Raw genomic sequence first — 18482 nt, 5'->3', positions numbered from 1 at the left:
CACCCGGGGATAGGCGGGGTGGTTACGGAGTCCCGAACAGCCGCGCCGTCCCGTGGGCGCGCTTGAAGTACAGGTGGGCGTCGTGTTCCCAGGTGATCGCGATGCCGCCGTGGAGCTGGATCATCTCCGCCGCCGCGTGCGAAAACGCTTCGCCGCACACGACTTTCGCGGTCATGACGGCCTCGGCGTCCCCGTCGGCCAGGGCCGCGTACAACGCCGACCGCGCCGCTTCGACGTGGACGTGCACGTCGGCCATCCGGTGCTTCAGCGCCTGGAACGACCCGATCGCGCGGCCGAACTGACGGCGTTGCTTCGTGTACTCCACCGTGAGTTCCAGCGCGCGGCCGGCCGCACCGACCTGCTCCGCGGCGACGGCGATCACCGCGGTGTCCCACAGGGACTCGTCGAACCCCGCGGTGTCGAGGCGGTGGGCGGGAGTGGACGAGAACTCGACCACGGCGAGCCGCCGGGTCGGGTCCAGGCTTGTGACGCGCTCGCGGCGCACGCCGTCGAGCGGCACTTCGAACAGCCCCAAGCCGTCGGAAGTGCGCGCCACGGCCAGAAGGACGTCCGCGAGGTCGCCGTCCAGGACGTAGTGGGCGCGGCCGTCCAGGCCGGCGCCGGACGCGGTCAAGCCCGGCGACCAGGCTTCGTCGGACCACGCGAGGGCGGCGAGGGTCGTGCCCGCGGCGATGCCCGGCAGCAGCCGTTCGCAGGCTTCGTCGTTCCCGGTGCGCAGCACCGCTTCCCCGCACAGCACGGCGGAGCCCAGCATCGGCGCGGGGGTGAGCGTCCGGCCGAGTTCGCTCAGGACCACGCAGGCCTCGGCGAGTCCGGCGCCCGCGCCGCCGTACCGTTCGGGAACGGCGAGGGCGGCGACGCCGATCTGTTCGCAGAGCGTCGACCACAGCTTGTCGTCGTAGCCGAGCGGGGATTCCATCGCGGCGCGGACGGCCTCCGGACCCGATCGCCGCGTCAGCAGGGCGCGGACCGCCTCGCGCAGGGCGACGGCCTCTTCGGTTTCCAGGGGGTCGGTCATCGCAGCACCCGGGCCCGGTGGAACGCCCCGGTCCCCCACGCGCCGGCCAGGGCCCGCACCTTGGTCAGCCGCAGCCCGAGGTCGTGCTCGGCCGTGTAGCCGATGGCGCCGTGCACCTGCAGGGCCGTGCGCGCGGCGAGGTAGGCGGCGTCGCCGGCCATGACCTTCGCCGCGGAGACGTCCCGGGCGAAGGTGTCCCCGGCGACGGCCGCGCCGTACAGCAGCGGCCGGGCGAGTTCGAGCTGCGTCACGACATCGGCGAGGAGGTGCTTGACCGCCTGGTACTCGCCGATGGCCCGGCCGTACTGGCTGCGCTGCTTCGCGTAGGCGACCGACGCGTCGAGCAGCCACTGGCCCGCGCCCAGCAACTGCGCGGACACGGCCAGGACGCCGCGGTCGAACGCCACCGGGTCGGCGGCCGCGGGCCGGGTGGTGCCGGTGATCCGGAACAGCCGCCGGGCCGGGTCGACGGATCGCACGAGCTCGATCGCGACGTCGGACACCTCGCCCTCGTCGAGGTCGAGGACCACGCCGGCGACGTCGGCGTCCAGGGCCAGGGGGACTTCCGGCGGCGCGACGACCGTGGCCAGGAGGTCCCCTTCGGCGAGCGCGGTGAGCCGGTCGCCGGTCAGCACGGACGGCGCGACGGCGGCCGTCTCGACCAGCGGGCCGGGCACGGCGTGGTAGCCGAGTGCTTCGAACGCCACGACGACATCGACCAGCGAACCGCCGAGGTCTTCGTCGACCAGCAGGGCCGGGACGCCGAGTTCGGCGAGGCCGCGCCAGAGCTTCAGGCCGCGGTCGGGCTCTCCGGCGGCCCAGGCGCGCGCGACCGCCGCCGTGTCCGCACCGGCCAGGAAGTCGTGCAGGGACGCCGAGAACTGGCGTTGTTCCGGCGACAGCTGGAACCTCATCGGCGGGCCTCCCGGGGCAGGTTCAGCAGCCGCTCGGCGATCGTGTTGCGCTGGATCTGGTCGGTGCCGCCGTAGATCGGGCCGGCGAGGGAGAACAGGTAGCCGTCCACCCAGCCCCGGTCGGTCTCGGCCGCCGGGCCCAGGACATCGAGCGCGGTCTCGTGCAGGGAAACGTCCAAACGCGACCAGAAGAGCTTGTTCACACTGGACTCCGGGCCCAGCGCACCGCCGTCCTGCAACCGGCTGACCGTGCCGAACGTGTAGAGCTGGTAGGCACGGGCCCCGATCCACGCGTCGGCGACCCGGTCCCTGGTGGACTCCGGTGCGCCTTCCGAGCGCCAGAGGTCCACGAGCCGGTCGGCGGCGGCGAGGAACCGGCCGGGACTGCGCAGGGACAGGCCGCGCTCGTTGTTGGCCGTCGTCATCGCGACCCGCCAGCCCTGCCCGGCCTCCCCGATGACGTCTTCGTCGGGCACGAAGACGTCGTCGAAGAAGATCTCGGCGAACCCGGGCTCGCCGTCGAGCTGCGGGATCGGCCGGACCGTGACGCCGTCGGCACGCAGGTCGGCCATGAAGTACGTCAGACCGTGGTGGCGCTGGGCGTCGGGATCCGTGCGGAAGAGACCGAACGCGCGGTCGGCGAAGGCCGCGCGGGAACTCCAGGTCTTCTGGCCCGACAGCCGCCAGCCGCCGTCGGTGCGGACCGCCGTGCTGCGCAACGCCGCGATGTCGCTGCCCGCCTCGGGTTCCGACCACGCCTGCGCCCAGACCTGCGCACCGGTCGCCATCGCGGGCAGGATCCGGTCGCGCTGCTCCTGCGTGCCGTGCGCGAACAGGGTCGGCCCGAGCATGAAGATGCCGTTCTGGCCGACCCGGCCGGGCGCCCCCGAGGCGTAGTACTCCTCCTCGAACAGCAGCCACTGCAGCATCGACGCGTCGCGGCCGTGGTATTCGCGTGGCCACGACACAACCGACCAGCGCGCGTCGGCGAGTTCGGCCTCCCACTCGCGATGGGCGGCGAAGCCCTCGGCGGTGTCCATCGACGGCAACGCCCGGACGTGCGTCCTGAGCCATTCCCGTGCCTCGTCGCGGAAAGCGGCGGAGGCCTCGTCGATGTCGAGGTCCATCAAGCCCCCTTGTCCGCGTCGCGCATCGACCGCGCGGACTGCCCGCCGAGCGAGTCTTCCGACGTCTCCGCGTTGTGGGCGTGCGCGAGGTGGTGCAGGCCGAACACGGAGTCCATTCCGGACCGCAGGCCCATCAGGTCCTCGGCCTGGTTGACGGCCTTCTTCGCCAGCGCCAGCCCGAACTGCGGCATCCCGCCGATCTTCTCCGCCAGCTCGATGGTCCGCTGCTCCAGCTCCGCGCGCGGGACGATCCGGGTGACCATCCCCCACTCCTTGGCCTGCTGGACCGTGAACCGCTCGCCGGTGAACAGCACTTCCTTCGCCGCGCGCGGCCCCAGCACCCACGGGTGCGCGAAGTACTCCACACCCGGAATCCCCATACGCACCACGGGATCGGCGAAGAACGCGTCGTCGGCGGCGACGATCAGGTCGCACACCCAGGCCAGCATCAGCCCGCCCGCGATGCACGCGCCCTGGACGCTCGCGACCATCGGCTTCGGGATCTCCCGCCACCGCCGGCACATGCCCAGGTAGACCTCGGACTCGCGGGCGAACCGCTGGTCCCCGCCGGCGCGGTCGGTGTGGTCCCACCACATCACCGCGCGGCGGTCGAACGACTGGTCCGCGTCCCGGCCCGGGCTGCCGATGTCGTGCCCGGCGGAGAAGTGCTTGCCCGCCCCCGCCAGCACGATCACCTTGACCTCGGCGTCGTCGACCGCGCGGGCGAAGGCGTCGTCGAGGGCGTAGGTCATCGCCGAGTTCTGGGCGTTGCGGTACTCGGGCCGGTTCATCGTCACCACCGCGACCGGCCCGCGGCGTTCGTAGCGGACGACGTCGCTCATGCCTTCTCCTCACTGAGCAGCCGCTTCAGCACCTTGCCGGAAGCGTTGCGGGGCAGCTCGTCCACGAACTCGACGAACCGCGGGGTCTTGTAGTTGGCGAGCCGGTCGCGGCAGAACGCGATCACGTCGTCCGCGGTCAGTCCTTCCCCGACGACGAACGCTTTGCCGACCTCGCCGAGCCGCTCGTCCGGGACGCCGATGACGGCGACGTCGCGGACGCCCTCCAGCTCGGTCAGCGCGTGCTCGACCTCGGCCGGGTAGACGTTAAAGCCGCCGCAGATGTACATGTCCTTGAGCCGGCCGGTGATGGTCAGGTTGCCGGCGCCGTCCAGCTCGCCGACGTCGCCGGTGTGCAGCCAGCCCTGCTCGTCGACGGCCTTCGCGGTCGCCTCGGGGTCGTCGAGGTAGCCGAGCATCACGTTCGGCCCGCGCACCACGACCTCGCCCGGCGAGCCCTGGACGGCCACCTCGAACCCCGCGGTGGCCCGGCCGGACGTGCTCGCCACCAGTTCGGCGTCGTCGCCGGGCCGGCACATGGTCACCACCACGGCTTCCGTGAGCCCGTACGCGGTCAGGACGATGTCGAAGCCCAGCTCGGCACGCATCCGGCGGACCAGCGACGCGGGCACGGTCGCCGCGCCCGTGACGGCCAGCCGCAGTGACGGGAGATCGCCGCGGCGTTCGTGCAGCAGGGACTGGAAGATCGTCGGCGCGCCGGGCAGGACCGAGATCCGCTCGCGCTCGATCACGGCCAGCGCGGCCCGGACGTCGAACACCGCCTGCGGCACGATCGTCGCGCCGGTCAGCAGCCCGACGAGGATCCCGGCCTTGTAGCCGAAGCTGTGGAAGAACGGGTTGATCACCAGGTACCGGTCCTCGGCGGTGACCCGGCCGCAGTCCGCCCACGCCGCGGCGACGTCGACCGCCTGCCGGTGGGCCGACAGCACGCCCTTGGACCGGCCGCTGGTGCCCGAGGTGAAGAGGATGTCGCTGACGTCGTCGGGCTTGACCGCGTCCGCGCGCGCCTCGGCTTCGGCCGCCGTGACGCCTTCGGCCTCCGCCAGGAACTCGTCCCAGCCCAGCGTGCCGGCCACGTCCCGGTGCGGCTGCGCCAGGGGCACCCGGACGACCGTGCCGAGGTCCGGCAGCGCCGTGCCGGTGTCGCGGATCGCCGCGTGCCGGTCCGCGCCCAGGAAGTCCGCGGCCACGACCAGCGCCTTCGCGCGGCTGCGGACCAGCAGGTCGACGGTCTCGGCGGCGGTGAACCGGGTGTTGACCGGCACCAGCGTCGCGCCCGCGTAGAGCGCGCCCAGGGCCGTCAGGACCCAGTGGTGGGTGTTCGGGAGGTTGATCGCGACGCGGTCGCCGGGCGCGACGCCCCGGGCCGCGAAGGCCCGCGCGACCGTCTGAACACGTTCCAGAAGAGCGCCGAATCCGAGCCGGACGCCGCCGTCGACCAGTGCCTCCGCGGTGCCGAACTTCGCTGCGGCATCGCGGACGACGGCCGGGATCGTGGTCTGTCCCACCACACCCTCCTCTGGACCGGCAAACTAGAACGTGTTCTCATTACCCTAGGTCCCGGACGGGCCCGGCAGCAAGGAGGCGTGCGTGGAACCGACGCGATTCCGCCGCGAGGTCGCGGGCTGGCTCGCGGACAACCTGACCGGCGAGTTCGCGGACCTGCGCGGCCTCGGCGGCCCGGGACGCGAGCACGAGGCCTTCGACCTGCGCCTGGCCTGGGAACGGCACCTGGCCGCCGCGGGCTGGACCTGCGTCGGCTGGCCGCGCGAGTTCGGCGGGCGCGGACTTTCGCTGGACGAGCAGGTCGCCTTCCACGAGGAGTACGCGGCCTCGGGCGCGCCCGCGCGCGTCAACCACATCGGCGAGCAGCTGCTCGGCCCGACGCTCATCGCGTTCGGCACACCCGGGCAGCGCGAACGGTTCCTGCCGAAGATCGCCGCCGTCGAGGAACTCTGGTGCCAGGGCTATTCCGAGCCCGGCGCCGGATCCGACCTCGCCGCCGTCTCGACGTCGGCGGTCGTGCGCGACGGCCAATGGGTGATCAACGGCCAGAAGATCTGGACCTCCCTGGCCCACGTGGCCGACTGGTGTTTCGTCGTGGCGCGCACCGAACCGGGGTCGCGGCGCCACCACGGGCTGTCCTACCTGCTGGTGCCGCTGCGCCAGGACGGCGTCACGGTCCGGCCGATCCAGCAGCTGACCGGGACGTCCGAGTTCAACGAAGTGTTCTTCGACGACGCCCGCACGGACGCGGGCCTGATCGTCGGCGAGCCCGGCGACGGCTGGAAGATCGCGATGGCCACGCTCGGGTTCGAACGCGGTGTTTCGACGCTCGGCCAGCAGATCGGCTTCCGCCGCGAACTGGACGACATCGTCGCCGAGGCCCAGCGGCTCGGCACGTACGACGACCCGCTGCTGCGCAACGACCTCACCCGCGCCCGGATCGGCCTGCGGGTCCTGCGCGCGCACGCGCTGAGGACGCTCGGGCGCCCGGCCGGGCCGGAGGTCGCCGTCGGGAAGCTGCTGTGGGCGCAGTGGCATCGCGGCCTGGGCGAGCTGGCCGTGCGCGCGCGGGGTGCGCGTTCGCTGACCGCCGAGGGCGGCGAGCTGGACGACTGGCAACGGCTGTACCTGTTCACCCGTGCCGACACGATCTACGGCGGCTCGGACGAGATCGAGCGCACCATCATCGCCGAGCGCGTGCTCGGCCTGCCCCGGGAGGCCCGACCGTGATCCCCCACTACCCACCCGGCCACGACCTGTTGTCCGGCAAGGTCGTGGTGGTCACCGCCGCGGCCGGGACCGGCATCGGCTCGGCCGTCGCCAAGCGGTGCCTCGAGGAGGGCGCGCAGGTCGTCATCAGCGACTGGCACGAACGGCGGCTCAAGGAGAAGGCCGCCGAGCTGGGCGCGGTGCACGCCATCCCGTGCGACGTCACGCGGGAAGACCAGGTCCAGGCGCTCGTCGACGGCGCGGCCGAGCACTTCGGCCGGGTCGACGTGATGATCAACAACGCCGGGCTGGGCGGCACGAAGTCCGTCCTCGAGATGGGTGACGACGAGTGGTCCCGCGTTCTGGACATCACCCTGACCGGCACGTTCCGGTGTACGCGGGCGGTGCTGAAGCAGTTCGTCGCGCAGGGCGGCGGCGGGGCGATCGTCAACAACGCGTCCGTCATCGGCTGGCGCGCCCAGGCCGGTCAAGCGCACTACGCGGCCGCGAAGGCCGGGGTGATGGCCTTGACGCGCTGTTCGGCCCTCGACGCGGCCGAGCACGGCGTCCGGATCAACGCCGTCGCGCCCAGCCTGGCGATGCACCCCTTCCTCGCGAAGGTGACCAGCGACGAACTCCTCGAGGACCTCACGAAACGCGAGGCGTTCGGCCGCGCGGCCGAACCGTGGGAGGTCGCCAACGTCATGGTCTTCCTCGCCAGCGACTACGCGAGCTACCTCACCGGCGAAGTCGTCTCCGTCAGCAGCCAGCACCCCTAGGAGTTGCCGTGCCCGAAGCTTTCCTGCTCGACGCGGTCCGCACCCCGGTCGGCCGGCGCGGCGGCGCCCTGTCCGGCCGGCACTCCGCGGACCTGGGCGCGCACGTCATCCAGGCGGTCGTCGACCGCGCCGGCGTCGACCCGGACCTCGTCGAGGACGTCATCCTCGGCTGCACGGACACCCTGGGCCCGCAGTCCGGCAACATCGCGCGGACCGCGTGGCTGGCCGCGGGGTTCGGCGACCACGTGCCCGGGGTGACGGTCGACCGGCAGTGCGGGTCGAGCCAGCAGGCCGTGCACTTCGCGGCGCAGGCGGTCATGTCGGGGACGCAGGACCTCGTGCTGGCCGGCGGCGTGCAGAACATGAGCCGCATCCCGATCAGCGCGGCGATGCTCGCCGGGCGCGAGTACGGCTTCGAGGACCCGTTCTCGGGGTCGAAGGGCTGGCAGGAGCGCTACGGCAGCGTCGAGGTGTCGCAGTTCCGCAGCGCGGACATGATCGCCGAGCACTGGGACATCAGCCGGGAAGCCATGGAGGAGTACGCGTTCCGCAGCCACCAGCGGGCCCTGTCCGCCATCGACGAAGGCCGGTTCGACGCGGAGACCGCGGCGGTCGACGACTTCCGGCACGACGAGGGGCCGCGCCGGGACACGTCGGTGGAGCGGATGCGCGGCCTGAAGCCGTTGAGCGAAGGCTCCCGGCTGACGGCGGCGGTGGCGAGCCAGATCTCCGACGGCGCGAGCGCGGCTCTGCTGGCGTCGGAAGCGTTCGTGAAGGAACACGGTCTCAAGCCGCGGGCCCGCATCCACCACCTGTCGGTGCGCGCGGCGGACCCGGTGTGGATGCTGACCGGCCCGATCCCGGCGACGGCGCAGGCCCTCCGCAAAACCGGGCTCGGCATCGACGACATCGACCTGTTCGAGGTCAACGAGGCGTTCGCCAGCGTGGTGCTGGCGTGGCTGGACGAGACCGGCGCGGACCCGTCCCGCGTGAACGTGAACGGCGGAGGCATCGCCCTCGGCCACCCCATCGGGGCAACCGGGACGAAGCTCCTGGCCACGCTCCTGCACGAACTGGAGCGCCGCGGCGGCCGCTACGGCCTGCAGACGATGTGCGAGGGCGGCGGGACCGCCAACGTCACCATCATCGAACGGCTGTGATCAGCCCAGGGCGCGCAGCTTCGGCAGCACGTCTTCGCCGAACTGGGTCAGGAAGCGCTCCTGGTCGTGGCCCGGGCCGTGGAAGACCAGGTGGTTCAGGCCCGCGTCCAGGTACGGCTTGATCTGCGCCACGGCCTCGTCCGGGTCGGACGCCACGATCCAGCGCTTGGCGACCTGCTCGATCGGCAGCTCGTCGGCCAGCCGCTCCATCTCCTCGGCCGAGGACACCGTGTGCTTCTGCTCCGCCGACAGCGACAGCGGCGCCCAGAACCGGGTGTTCTCCAGCGCCTTCTCCGGGTCGCGGTCGTAGGACAGCTTGATCTCGATGGTCCGGTCGACGTCCTCGACGGTCTTCTCGGCCGCCTCGGCGCCCTCCTTCACCGCGGGCATCAGCTTCTCGGTGTAGAGGTCCATGCCCTTGCCCGAGGTGCAGATGAACCCGTCGCCCGCGCGGCCCGCGTACTTGGCCACCACCGGGCCGCCCGCGGCGACGTACACCGGCACCGGCTGCTCCGGCCGGTCGTAGATCTTGGCGTCCACCAGCTCGTAGTAGTCGCCCTTGAAGTTCACGTTGTCGCTGGTCCACAGCTCGCGGATCAGCTTGATCGACTCGCGCAGCCGCGCGAAACGCTCCTTGAACTCCGGCCACTCGCGGCCGGAGACGGCGATCTCGTTCAGCGCCTCACCGGTGCCGACGCCGAGGATCACGCGGCCGTTGGACAGCAGCGACATCGTCGCGAACGCCTGGGCGATCACCGCCGGGTTGTACCGGAACGTCGGGGTCAGCACACTCGTGCCGATCTGCACCCGCTTCGTCCGCTCGGCCACCGCCGGCATCCAGGCCAGCGCCCACGGCGCGTGCCCGCCTTCGTGCCGCCACGGCAGGAAGTGGTCGGACACCCACACCGAGTCGAGGCCGACCTCTTCGGCGCGCACGGCGTATTCCACCAGGTCCCGCGGCCCGAACTGCTCCGCGGACGCCTTGTAACCGACCTTCAGCGCCACCCTCGCTCATCCTCCCGTTTCCCGGCCCAGGCGGCGAAGGATCTCACCCGCCTCGGCCACCGTGCCCTCGACGATCTCGGCCACCGTGGGCAGGTCGTGGATCATGCCCACCACCTGCCCCGACGCTAGCACTCCCGCGTCCGTGCGGCCGTCGACCAGCCCGGCGCGCAACAGCATCGGGGTGTTCGCCGCCATGACCAGCTGGCTCCACGTCAGGGCGTTGCCGTGCTTCATCGCGAAGCCTTCCTTGACCATGGCAACCGGGGACAGTCCGGTGATATTCCGGAAGCGCAGGGCGTTGCGCGCGGCCTGCGCGAGGCCGCGGATCCGCCCGGTGCGCTCCAGCTTGTCGACCAGCTCGGTGCGCAGCACGCGGTGCGGCAGGCCGTCGACGCGCCGGGTGACGACGGTCCCGGTGAGCCCCTGCTCCAGGTAGACGCGCTTGACCTCGTCGGGGACCGTGCTCTCCTTGCTCAGCAGGAACCGCGTGCCCATCGCGACGCCCGCCGCGCCGTACGCGAGCGCGGCGGCGAGCCCGCGGCCGTCGAAGAACCCGCCGGCCGCGATCACCGGGATGTCGACGGCGTCCAGCACGGACGGCAGCAGCAGCGTCGTGGCCACTCCCCCGGTGTGCCCGCCGCCTTCGCCACCCTGCACGATGACGGCGTCGGCGCCCCACGCGGCGACCTTCTCGGCGTGCCTCGCGGCGCCGATCGACGGCACCACGACGATCCCGTGGTCACGCAGTTTCGCGATCATCTCCTTGCGCGGCGCCAGCGCGAACGACGCCACCTTGACGCCCTCGCGGATCAGCAGGTCGACGCGGTCTCCGGCGTCCGTCGCGTCCGCGCGCAGGTTGACGCCGAACGGCCTCTCGGTGCGCTTCTTGACTTCCGCGATCGCCGCTTCCAGCTCGGCGTACGTCATCGTGGCCGAGGCCAGGATGCCGAGCCCGCCCGCTTCGGCCGTCGCCGAGACGAGCCGCGGGCCGGCGACCCAGCCCATCCCGGTCTGCACGACCGGGTGCTCGATCCCGGCCAGCTCGGTCAGCGCGGTCTTCACGCCAGGACTTCCTTGTCGCGCAACGCTTTCGGGTCCAGCACGTCCCGGATGAGCCGCAGCTCTTCGCCGGTGGGCTCGCGGCTGGTCCCGGTGCCGGTGAAGTCGAGTGGGAACGTCGTCGCCGCTTCGACCTCTTCGCGGGTGACGCCCGGGTGCAGCGACGCCGCCCGCATCGAGTGGTCCGGCGTGGCGAAGTCGAACACGCCGAGGTTGGTGACCACCCGGTGGACGTCGTGGTATTTCTCGGCCGACGGGCCCGCCTTCGCCGCGTTGTCGTAGCCCACCCCGGAAACCACGTCGACGGCGTCCACGAAAACGCGCGTGCTGTGCCGCGGCACCCAGTAGCTCGTGCGGTGGTTGACGGTGTTTCCGGGCGCGCCGCGCACGCCCAGCAGCTGCTTCTTCGGCCGGGCGTGGTCGCCGATGGCGGAGATGTTCTGGTTGCCGTAGCGGTCGACCTGGTTGGCGCCCATCACGACGTGCCGGCGGCCGTGCGGGACGATCGTGTCGAGCATCTTGCGGAACGGCTGCCAGCCCTCGACTTCGCCGTCCGGGGTGACCAGGTACGCCTCGCCGTCGGACATGAGCAGGTCCGGCGCGAACGTCAGCCGCGCGAGCTTCGCGCCCAGCTGCGGGACCAGGCCCATCGGGCTGGCGACGATCTCGCCGTCGCCGCGGAACAGCTCGGCCACCGCCACGACGGCGATCTCGGCCCGGGTCGCGCTCATGCCGCCTCCGCCTCGAACTTGTCCACTTCGGACAGATACTGCCGCTCGTCTCCCGAGAGGAACCGGTCCGCGAAGCCCGGCCAGGCCTCGGGATCCTTGGCGCAGGCGGCGTAGTGGCGCTGGAACCGCTCGTCCCGGCCGTAGTCCGGCACCGCCGTGGTGAAGTGCGCGCCGCGCGGGGCTTCGACGACGGCGTCGACCGCGCCGCGGTTGAGCAGCAGCGACTGCACCGGGCCGCCCGCCAGCAAGTCCGGCGTCTCGACGACCTTTTCGACCGAGACGAACCTCTTCTCGGCGGCCAGGCAGAACAGGTCGTCGAAGTACGGGTCCGGGCCGAGGTACTGGGCGTTGCCGCGGGCGTCGGCGCGGTTGAGGTGCACGAGCGCGACGTCGAGGTGCTGTGCGGGGACCGCGACCAGCTCTTCGCCGTCGGCGTAGGGCGAGCGCACGGTCCGCAGGTCCGGGTTGGCGCGCATCACCTCCGAGCCGAGCCCGGCCCGCATCGGCAGGAACGGAAGCCGTTGCGCCGCAGCCGAAAGCGCGGCGCCGAACATGCCCTCGTCGTACTCGGTGACCTCGATCGCGCCGGTCTCGCGGGCGCGGCCGAACCACGGGTCGAACGGAATCGTGTCGAGCGTGACGAACCCGAACACCACCCGCTTGACCTTGCCCGCCGCGCACAGCAGACCGACGTCGGGACCTCCGTAGGAGACCACCGTCAAGTCGCGAACGGGTGTCCGGAGGATCGCGCGGACCAGCGCCATCGGCTTGCGCCGCGAGCCCCAGCCGCCGATGCCGATCGTCATGCCGTCCTTCAGCTCCGCCGCCACCTCGTCGGCGGTGGTGCGCTTATCGGCCATTCAAGAACTCCTCGCGGGCTTCGTCGGACGCGCCGAGCAGGTTCAGTTCGAAGGTGAAGCCCTGCTCGAAGCGGTAGCTGCGGTGCACCTGCTGGGTGTCGATGCCGTTCAGGGCCTCCTTGGCCGCCCGGATGACCCGCGGGTCCTTCTTCGCGATGTCCCGCGCGACGGCCAGTGCGGCGTCGTCCAGCTCCGCGCGCGGCACGACCTGGTAGACGGAACCGTGCGCGTGCAGCTCGGCGGCGGTGATGGTGCGGGCGGTGAAGTAGAGGGTGCGCATGAGGTGCTGCGGCACGAGCCGGGCCAGGTGCGTCGCGGCACCCAGGGCGCCACGCTCGACTTCCGGGACGCCGAAGGTGGCGTCGTCGGCGGCGATGACGACGTCGGAGTTGCCGACCAGCCCGATGCCGCCGCCGAGGCAAAAACCGTGCACCGCGGCGACAACCGGCACGGCGCAGTCGTAGACGGCGCCGAAAGCCGCGTAGCAGCCCTTGTTCGCGCCGACGAGCGCGTCGTACCCCGCGCTGCGCTGGATCTCCTTGATGTCGACGCCCGCGTTGAAGCCGCGGCCTTCCGCGCGCAGGACGACGACGTGGACATCCGGGTCCTCGCCGGCCTTCTTGATCGCCTCGGCCAGATCGAACCAGCCCTGCACGGGCAGCGCGTTGACCGGGGGGAAGTCGACGGTGACGACCTCGACGTGGGCGTCGCGCTTGGTGAGGATGCCCATCAGCTCGCTCCGTAGACGGGTTCGGGCTCGGGCGCGCGCTCGAGCAGGCCGGCGACGACCGGCCCGAGTTCGGCCGGGTCCCAGCGGTCGCCCTTGTCGGTCTCCGGGCCGTGCCGCCAGGCCTGGGCGAGGGCCACTTTGCCGCCCTCGACCTCGAAGACGCGGCCCGTGACGTGGGCGGACTCCTCACTGCCCAGCCAGACGACCAGCGGCGAGACGTTCTCGGGCGCCATCGCGTCGAAACCCTCGTCCGGACGCGCCATCGAGGCGAACACCGCCTCGGTCATCCGGGTCCGCGCGGCCGGCGCGATCGCGTTCACCGTCACGCCGTAGCGCGCCAGCTCGGCCGCGGCGACGACGGTCAGTCCGGCGATCCCCGCCTTCGCCGCCGAATAGTTGCCCTGGCCGACGCTGCCCAGCAGTCCGGCGCCCGAACTGGTGTTGATCACCCGGGCCCGCGGCGTCCGTCCCGCCTTCGCCTCGGCACGCCAGTGCTCCGCCGCGTGCCGCAGCGGCGCGAAATGGCCTTTGAGGTGCACGCGGATCACCGCGTCCCACTCGTCTTCGGCCAGGTTGACCAGCATGCGGTCCCGCACGAAGCCCGCGTTGTTGACCAGGACGTCGAGGCGGCCGAAGTTCTCCAGCGCGGTGTCGACGAGCTGTTTCGCGCCGGTCCAGTCGGCGATGTCGGAGGTGTTCGCGACGGCTTTCCCGCCCCGCTCCCCGACTTCCGCGACGACTTCGGCGGTCGCGTCCCCGTCCACGTCGTTGACGACGACCAGCGCGCCCTCGGCCGCGAAGGCCAGCGCGTGGGCGCGTCCGATGCCGCGGCCGGCGCCGGTCACGACGACCACGCGGTCCTGGCACAACCTGCTCACGAATCCTCCTGGTGGTTGACGTCGGCCGCGGCGAGGAACGCCGGGACCTCACCCCCGCCGTGGACGCGCAGGGTGGCGCCGGAAACGTAGGAAGCCAGGCCGGAGGCGAGGAACGCGGCGCAGGCGCCCACCTCCTCGGGCTCGGCGAGCCGGCCCAGCGGCACCGTCTTGCCGACCGCCTCGACCGCGGCCTCGCTGCCGTAGTGCAGGTGGGCCTGCTCGGTGCGGACCATGCCGACGTCGAGCGCGTTGACGCGCACCTTCGGCGCCCACTCGACGGCAAGGCTGGCGGTGAGGTTGTCGAGCCCGGCTTTCGCGGCGCCGTAGGCCGCGGTGCCGGGCGACGCGCGGGTGCCGCTGACGCTGGAGATCATCACGATCGCCCCGCCGCCGTCCTGCCGCTGCATGACGGCGTTGGCGTGCTGCGCGACGAGCAGCGGCGCGAGCAGGTTGAGCTGCACGACCTTCTCGTGCAGCCGCGGCGACGCGTCCGCGGCGGGGGCGTAGGGGGCCCCGCCGGCGTTGTTGACGACGACGTCGAGCCGGCCGTGCTTCGCGACGATGCCGTCGACCAGGGCCTTCACCTGGGTCTCGTCGCGGACATCGCACCGCGCGAACTCGGCCGCGGTCGGGGTCTCGTGCCGCGCGCAGGCGACGACGTGGGCCCCGTGGGCGAGGAACACGTCGGCGATGCCCTTGCCGACCCCGCGGACGCCCCCGGTCACGAGCACCACGGTGCCGGCCAGGCCCAGATCGGTCTTCACGCCTCAAAACTAGAACACGTTCCACCTTTGGGCAAGGTCGGCGGCACAACGGACGCTGCGCGGGTACTCAAGGCGATGTACGGACACGGTCGCCGGACCGACGACCTTGATCGACGCCCTGCTCAGCGATCCCCAGCTCGAAGCCGTGCGGCTCCTCCACGCGAACTAGAACGCGTTACGAGTCGCGCTTCGCGGCGTCGTACTTCGCGTTGGCTTCCATCACCTCGGGCATCTGGCCCTCGACGTCCTGGATCAGGGTCAGCAGCAGCCCTGCGGTCCGGCGGCCGCGCGGGGTCAGGCTGTACTCGACCTTCGGCGGGATGGTCGGCTGGGCCTCGCGGTGCACGAAGCCGTCGCGCTCGAGTGCCTGCAGCGTCTGGGCCAGCATCTTCTCGCTGACGCCGGAAACCCGGCGGCGCAGCGCGTTGAAGCGCAGCGTGCCGTCGTGGAGGGCGGCCATCGCCAGGATGCCCCAGCGGCCGGTGATGTGCTCGAGCGTCGCGCGGGACGTGCAGGCCTGCGCGAAGACGTCGAACACGACCTGTCCGTGCTCGTCCAGCCACTCCGGCGCCGCGCTCATGCCCTCAACGGTACCTCCCCGGCCACCGAATCCCAGGTGACGACGCTCACCAACAGTTGGCACTTTCTCAAAGTTAGTACACTCTGCAGGTAAGTAGCCCAAGAGCGAGGAGACGCAGATGATCGTGGTCACCGGTGCCACCGGCCAGCTCGGCCGCCTGGTCGTCGAAGGCCTGCTGAAGAAGGTGCCGGCCGCCGACGTGGTCGCGGCCGTGCGCGACCCGGAGAAGGCCGCCGAGTTCGCGGCGCGCGGCGTCCAGGTGCGCCGGGCCGACTACGACGACCCCGCGAGCCTCGCCACGGCCTTCGCCGGGGCGGACAAGGTGCTCCTCGTCTCGGGCAGCACGCCCGGCCAGCGGCTGGCCCAGCACGAAGCCGTCGTCGACGCCGCGCGCGAGGCGGGCGTGCGCCACCTCGCCTACACCAGCGTCCTGGCCGCCGACACGACGAAGATCTTCGTCGCGCCGGACCACAAGGCCACCGAAGAGCTCATCCGCGCGTCGGGCGTGCCGTTCACGTTCCTGCGCAACGGCTGGTACACCGAGAACTACACGCAGGCGATCGCCCAGGCCGTCGCGACGGGGTCGTTCGCCGGCAGCGCCGGCGAGGGACGGCTCGGCGCCGTCCCGCGGATCGACTTCGCCGAGGCAGCCGTCGAAGTCCTGACCGGCGACGGCCACGAAGGCCGGGTGTACGAGCTGGCCGGCGACGAGGACTTCAGCTACGCCGACCTCGCGGCCGCCGTCTCCGCCGCGGCGGGCAAACCCGTCACCTACCGGAACCTCTCCGCCGACGAGCACCGCCGCGTCCTGGTCGAGGCCGGCTTGCCGGAGGCGGTCGCGGCGATGCTGGCCGACGCCGACCGCGGCATCGCCGAAGGCGAGCTGAGCTCGTCGAGCGGCGACCTGAGCCGGCTCATCGGCCGGCCGACCACCCCGCTCGCCGAGTCCGTGGCGGCGTTGCTGAAGAACTGAAGCCGCGCACGCCGGGCGCCCCGGTTCTCTAGGCTGCTCCGTGTGGAGCCGCTGACCGCGATCACGATGATCGCCGCGAAGTACGGGGTTTCCGGCGTCATCGGCGCCCTCACCGGCAACCAGGAGCTCGGCAGCGTGTCCGCCGAGCTGGTGGGCGCGCTGGCGGCGAGCGAGGACAGGCTGGGCGAGAAGCTGTCCGCGATCGAGGGCCGGCTCGACGAGGTGCTGGAGCAGCGGTACTCGGCCGCGATCGGAGCCGGCTTGCGGACCCTGCTCGACGCGGGCACGACGAGGGACCCGCGCGTCCGGGCGGACGAGCTGGTCCGCGCCCGTGACCTGTTCCGCGACGCCGGCGCCTCGGCCCGGACGCCGCTGCAGGTCGCGGTGGCCGAGCGGTACCTGGTGCTGTGCGCGGTCGCGCTCGGCAGGCGGGAGACGGCCCGCGTCGCGTGGGGTCTGCTGAACAAGTCCGCGTTCGAAGCCCTGATCGGCGCGATGCCGGTGGTCGGACCCGCGGCCTACGAACGCGCGCGGGAGCAGCTCGGGCGGTCGGGCCGGCCGGTCTTCCGAGCGCGGCGCGAGGAGCGAATCGACGAGCTGGCGGACGAAATCCTCGACGCCGCCTCGGAGGTGGTGGAGCTCGCCCTCGACCTGCTGGCCGAGGCGGCCGACCTCACCGAGGCCGTGGGGGCCGTCCGCGCCCTCGAGCCGGGCTCGGACTTCCTGGAGCCCGAAGAGGACGACGACGATCGCCTGCGCACGGCCGGCCGGCTGGAGCTCCGCCCGGCCGGGCCCGGCCCGATCCGGATCGGGCCGCTCTCGGTGTGGTGGAACAGCGTGGTGGTCCGGCCGGCCGGCGCCCTCGACGTGACGGTGACGGTGCGGGCCGACCCGGTCTTGTCCGTGCCGCTCCAGCTGGCTCTCTCGGCGACCGCGGCACCGGTCCGGCCGGCCCGGTGGGCCCTGCCGTACCACGGCTTCCTGCACCCCGGCGCGCCGGAAGTCCGGCTCACGCAGTCGCTGCCCACCGGCGGCCCGTCCGGCTGCACGCTGAGCGTGAACGACGTCCTGCTGTTCCGGTCGGCCTGAGGGTTCACGCGCCCCGGGAACGCAACGCCGAAGCACGCAACGCCGCCTGCATCGCGAACCTCGCCTCCGGGTCCGCCAGCCGCTCGCCGAATGCCTCCTTCAGCTGCCGGACCCGGTAGCGGACCGTCTGGGGGTGCACCGCGAGGGCCACCGCGATCCGTTCCGAATTGCCGCCGTTTTCCAGCCACGAAAGCAAGGTCTCGCCCAGGCGGCGGCGCGTGCGCTCCGGGAAGCGGTCCAGCGGGGCCAGCTCCTGCCGGCCCACCTGGTCCGCCAGTGCGGCGTCGCACAGCAGCCACAACGTCGTCAGGTGCTCGGCACACCACGTCACCGGGACGTCCGGCAGCGCGCCGTCCGCCACCAGCCGTGCCGTCGTTCGCGCCCAGCGCAGGGAATGCGCCGCGGCCGGCGGCGGGACCGGCGGACCGACGGCCACCCGGACACCGAGGCCGGCGCAGAGCCGCGGGTCCACCGGAGCCGGCACCAGCAGGTACGGGTGCGGTGGCTCGAGGTCGGCCAGGACGTCGAACCCCGGCACGAAGGGAGCGGCTGACTCCAGGGCCAGGGCCGCCACTTCGCGCGGGACCGGCCAGCCGGCCGCCGCCGCGAGGTCGGCGAGGACCTCCTCGGTCACCGCCACCGGACCCGTCATCAACCGCAGCAGCCGGCGGCGCAGGCCCGTGCGGGTCCCGTCAAGCTCGGCCTGCACCTCGCGGTGCCCGCGGCCCGACATCCGGGCCAGCTCGTCCGCGTAGCCGAACAGCATCTCCGCCAGGCGCGCCATCACCGCCGACGACAGCCGGTGCCGCCGCCCCAGCCGCATGATCCCGCGCCAGCCCGCCCGGGTGCCGACGCGGTAGGCCGTCTGGAGGTCGTCGAGCGTCCGGCCCTCGCGCGCCTCGCCCGCGCCGAGCCGCCGGCACGTCTCGTGCAACCGGTCCTTCGGGGCGAGCGGGTCCTCGACCAAGTCGACGAACAGGACCACCGCGCACTCGACGCCGCGGCGGGTCACCCGGCCGTGCCGCGCGTACCCCGGGACGGCCCGCCACACCTCCCGGACGATCCAGTCCACCAGCGCCGGGACGGCCGGACGCATGAGGGCCGCGAGCTCGGCCCGTCCGGACACCTCCGCCGTCACCGGGACGGGCTGCCGAGCACTGTCGCCGGACACCAGGTTTCCTCCCCGGGGAGAACCTGCTTTACCGAGCAGTAAAGCAGG

19 protein-coding genes are annotated in these 18482 nt (G+C 72.4%); 5 read left to right on the top strand and 14 right to left on the bottom strand.

What is annotated here, in order from left to right; genetic code table 11:
- Nucleotides 1-22: 22 nt before the first annotated feature.
- The 5 genes from ACYVLJ_RS21960 to ACYVLJ_RS21940 are packed head-to-tail and all read right to left on the bottom strand — an operon-like array spanning nucleotide 23 to nucleotide 5448.
- The gene (locus ACYVLJ_RS21960) at nucleotides 23-1039 is read right to left on the bottom strand and encodes an acyl-CoA dehydrogenase family protein (protein WP_460440079.1); all 1017 of its coding nucleotides are present in this window, start codon (nucleotides 1037-1039) and stop codon (nucleotides 23-25) included.
- On the bottom strand, nucleotides 1036-1953 hold the full coding sequence (locus ACYVLJ_RS21955; protein WP_460440078.1) for an acyl-CoA dehydrogenase family protein: 918 nt from the start codon (nucleotides 1951-1953) through the stop codon (nucleotides 1036-1038). The genes ACYVLJ_RS21960 and ACYVLJ_RS21955 overlap by 4 nt, the downstream gene beginning before the upstream one ends.
- Nucleotides 1950-3080, bottom strand: coding sequence for an acyl-CoA dehydrogenase family protein (locus tag ACYVLJ_RS21950; RefSeq protein ID WP_460440077.1), 1131 nt, complete (start codon nucleotides 3078-3080; stop codon nucleotides 1950-1952). The genes ACYVLJ_RS21955 and ACYVLJ_RS21950 overlap by 4 nt, the downstream gene beginning before the upstream one ends.
- A complete protein-coding gene (locus ACYVLJ_RS21945; protein ID WP_460440076.1) occupies nucleotides 3080-3922 on the bottom strand; it encodes an enoyl-CoA hydratase in 843 nt (280 codons plus the stop codon). The genes ACYVLJ_RS21950 and ACYVLJ_RS21945 overlap by 1 nt, the downstream gene beginning before the upstream one ends.
- Nucleotides 3919-5448, bottom strand: a complete 1530-nt coding sequence (locus ACYVLJ_RS21940; protein ID WP_451981332.1) for a FadD3 family acyl-CoA ligase — start codon at nucleotides 5446-5448, stop codon at nucleotides 3919-3921. Before ACYVLJ_RS21940 ends, ACYVLJ_RS21945 begins: the two co-directional genes overlap by 4 nt.
- 82 nt (nucleotides 5449-5530) lie before the next feature.
- Here ACYVLJ_RS21940 and ACYVLJ_RS21935 point away from each other — a divergent pair, with 82 nt between their 5' ends.
- From ACYVLJ_RS21935 to ACYVLJ_RS21925, 3 genes are read left to right on the top strand one after another with little or no spacing between them, the layout of a single operon-like run.
- Nucleotides 5531-6676: an acyl-CoA dehydrogenase family protein gene (locus tag ACYVLJ_RS21935; RefSeq protein ID WP_460440075.1), complete on the top strand. Its 1146-nt coding sequence runs from the start codon at nucleotides 5531-5533 to the stop codon at nucleotides 6674-6676.
- Nucleotides 6673-7434 carry an SDR family oxidoreductase gene (locus ACYVLJ_RS21930; protein WP_460440074.1) on the top strand — a complete coding sequence of 254 codons (762 nt, stop codon included), beginning with the start codon at nucleotides 6673-6675 and terminating at the stop codon, nucleotides 7432-7434. The genes ACYVLJ_RS21935 and ACYVLJ_RS21930 overlap by 4 nt, the downstream gene beginning before the upstream one ends.
- A gap of 8 nt (nucleotides 7435-7442) precedes the next feature.
- Nucleotides 7443-8594 (top strand): acetyl-CoA C-acetyltransferase, encoded by a 1152-nt coding sequence (locus tag ACYVLJ_RS21925; protein ID WP_460440073.1) that lies wholly within the window; start codon nucleotides 7443-7445, stop codon nucleotides 8592-8594.
- Here ACYVLJ_RS21925 and fgd read toward each other — a convergent pair whose 3' ends face one another.
- The 8 genes from fgd to ACYVLJ_RS21885 all read right to left on the bottom strand — a co-directional run bounded on the left by fgd (nucleotide 8595) and on the right by ACYVLJ_RS21885 (nucleotide 15201).
- Nucleotides 8595-9599: a glucose-6-phosphate dehydrogenase (coenzyme-F420) gene (gene fgd / locus ACYVLJ_RS21920; RefSeq protein WP_451981320.1), complete on the bottom strand. Its 1005-nt coding sequence runs from the start codon at nucleotides 9597-9599 to the stop codon at nucleotides 8595-8597.
- A 6-nt stretch (nucleotides 9600-9605) separates the two neighbouring features.
- Entirely contained in the window at nucleotides 9606-10661 is a 1056-nt protein-coding gene (locus ACYVLJ_RS21915) for an NAD(P)H-dependent flavin oxidoreductase (protein WP_460440072.1), read from the bottom strand.
- Entirely contained in the window at nucleotides 10658-11389 is a 732-nt protein-coding gene (locus ACYVLJ_RS21910; protein WP_460440071.1) for a CoA-transferase subunit beta, read from the bottom strand. Before ACYVLJ_RS21910 ends, ACYVLJ_RS21915 begins: the two co-directional genes overlap by 4 nt.
- Entirely contained in the window at nucleotides 11386-12249 is an 864-nt protein-coding gene (locus ACYVLJ_RS21905; protein ID WP_460440070.1) for a CoA transferase subunit A, read from the bottom strand. Before ACYVLJ_RS21905 ends, ACYVLJ_RS21910 begins: the two co-directional genes overlap by 4 nt.
- Complete coding sequence (locus ACYVLJ_RS21900) at nucleotides 12239-12979, bottom strand: enoyl-CoA hydratase/isomerase family protein (protein ID WP_460440069.1); 741 nt, start codon at nucleotides 12977-12979, stop codon at nucleotides 12239-12241. The genes ACYVLJ_RS21905 and ACYVLJ_RS21900 overlap by 11 nt, the downstream gene beginning before the upstream one ends.
- Nucleotides 12979-13857: an SDR family oxidoreductase gene (locus ACYVLJ_RS21895; RefSeq protein ID WP_451981305.1), complete on the bottom strand. Its 879-nt coding sequence runs from the start codon at nucleotides 13855-13857 to the stop codon at nucleotides 12979-12981. The genes ACYVLJ_RS21900 and ACYVLJ_RS21895 overlap by 1 nt, the downstream gene beginning before the upstream one ends.
- A complete protein-coding gene (locus tag ACYVLJ_RS21890) occupies nucleotides 13854-14621 on the bottom strand; it encodes an SDR family oxidoreductase (RefSeq protein WP_451981302.1) in 768 nt (255 codons plus the stop codon). The genes ACYVLJ_RS21895 and ACYVLJ_RS21890 overlap by 4 nt, the downstream gene beginning before the upstream one ends.
- A gap of 175 nt (nucleotides 14622-14796) precedes the next feature.
- A complete protein-coding gene (locus tag ACYVLJ_RS21885) occupies nucleotides 14797-15201 on the bottom strand; it encodes a winged helix-turn-helix transcriptional regulator (protein WP_460440068.1) in 405 nt (134 codons plus the stop codon).
- Nucleotides 15202-15319: 118 nt separating this feature from the next.
- Here ACYVLJ_RS21885 and ACYVLJ_RS21880 point away from each other — a divergent pair, with 118 nt between their 5' ends.
- Entirely contained in the window at nucleotides 15320-16174 is an 855-nt protein-coding gene (locus ACYVLJ_RS21880) for an SDR family oxidoreductase (protein ID WP_460440067.1), read from the top strand.
- A 42-nt stretch (nucleotides 16175-16216) separates the two neighbouring features.
- Complete coding sequence (locus ACYVLJ_RS21875) at nucleotides 16217-17263, top strand: hypothetical protein (protein ID WP_460440066.1); 1047 nt, start codon at nucleotides 16217-16219, stop codon at nucleotides 17261-17263.
- Between the two features lie 4 nt (nucleotides 17264-17267).
- Here ACYVLJ_RS21875 and ACYVLJ_RS21870 read toward each other — a convergent pair whose 3' ends face one another.
- On the bottom strand, nucleotides 17268-18434 hold the full coding sequence (locus tag ACYVLJ_RS21870; protein ID WP_460440065.1) for a helix-turn-helix domain-containing protein: 1167 nt from the start codon (nucleotides 18432-18434) through the stop codon (nucleotides 17268-17270).
- Nucleotides 18435-18482: the final 48 nt, after the last annotated feature.

It is taken from the genome of Amycolatopsis stemonae, from assembly GCF_054781455.1.
The sequence above is the reverse complement of the archived record's forward strand: the minus strand, read 5'-3'. Positions and strand labels throughout refer to the sequence as shown.

What these genes read in the sequence shown, in the direction of transcription:
- ACYVLJ_RS21960 (WP_460440079.1), bottom strand. Translation starts at nt 1,039, where the DNA reads ATGACCGACCCCCTGGAAACCGAAGAGGCCGTCGCCCTGCGCGAGGCG.
- ACYVLJ_RS21955 (WP_460440078.1), bottom strand. Translation starts at nt 1,953, where the DNA reads ATGAGGTTCCAGCTGTCGCCGGAACAACGCCAGTTCTCGGCGTCCCTG.
- ACYVLJ_RS21950 (WP_460440077.1), bottom strand. Translation starts at nt 3,080, where the DNA reads ATGGACCTCGACATCGACGAGGCCTCCGCCGCTTTCCGCGACGAGGCA.
- ACYVLJ_RS21945 (WP_460440076.1), bottom strand. Translation starts at nt 3,922, where the DNA reads ATGAGCGACGTCGTCCGCTACGAACGCCGCGGGCCGGTCGCGGTGGTG.
- ACYVLJ_RS21910 (WP_460440071.1), bottom strand. Translation starts at nt 11,389, where the DNA reads ATGAGCGCGACCCGGGCCGAGATCGCCGTCGTGGCGGTGGCCGAGCTG.
- ACYVLJ_RS21905 (WP_460440070.1), bottom strand. Translation starts at nt 12,249, where the DNA reads ATGGCCGATAAGCGCACCACCGCCGACGAGGTGGCGGCGGAGCTGAAG.
- ACYVLJ_RS21900 (WP_460440069.1), bottom strand. Translation starts at nt 12,979, where the DNA reads ATGGGCATCCTCACCAAGCGCGACGCCCACGTCGAGGTCGTCACCGTC.
- ACYVLJ_RS21885 (WP_460440068.1), bottom strand. Translation starts at nt 15,201, where the DNA reads ATGAGCGCGGCGCCGGAGTGGCTGGACGAGCACGGACAGGTCGTGTTC.
- ACYVLJ_RS21880 (WP_460440067.1), top strand. Translation starts at nt 15,320, where the DNA reads ATGATCGTGGTCACCGGTGCCACCGGCCAGCTCGGCCGCCTGGTCGTC.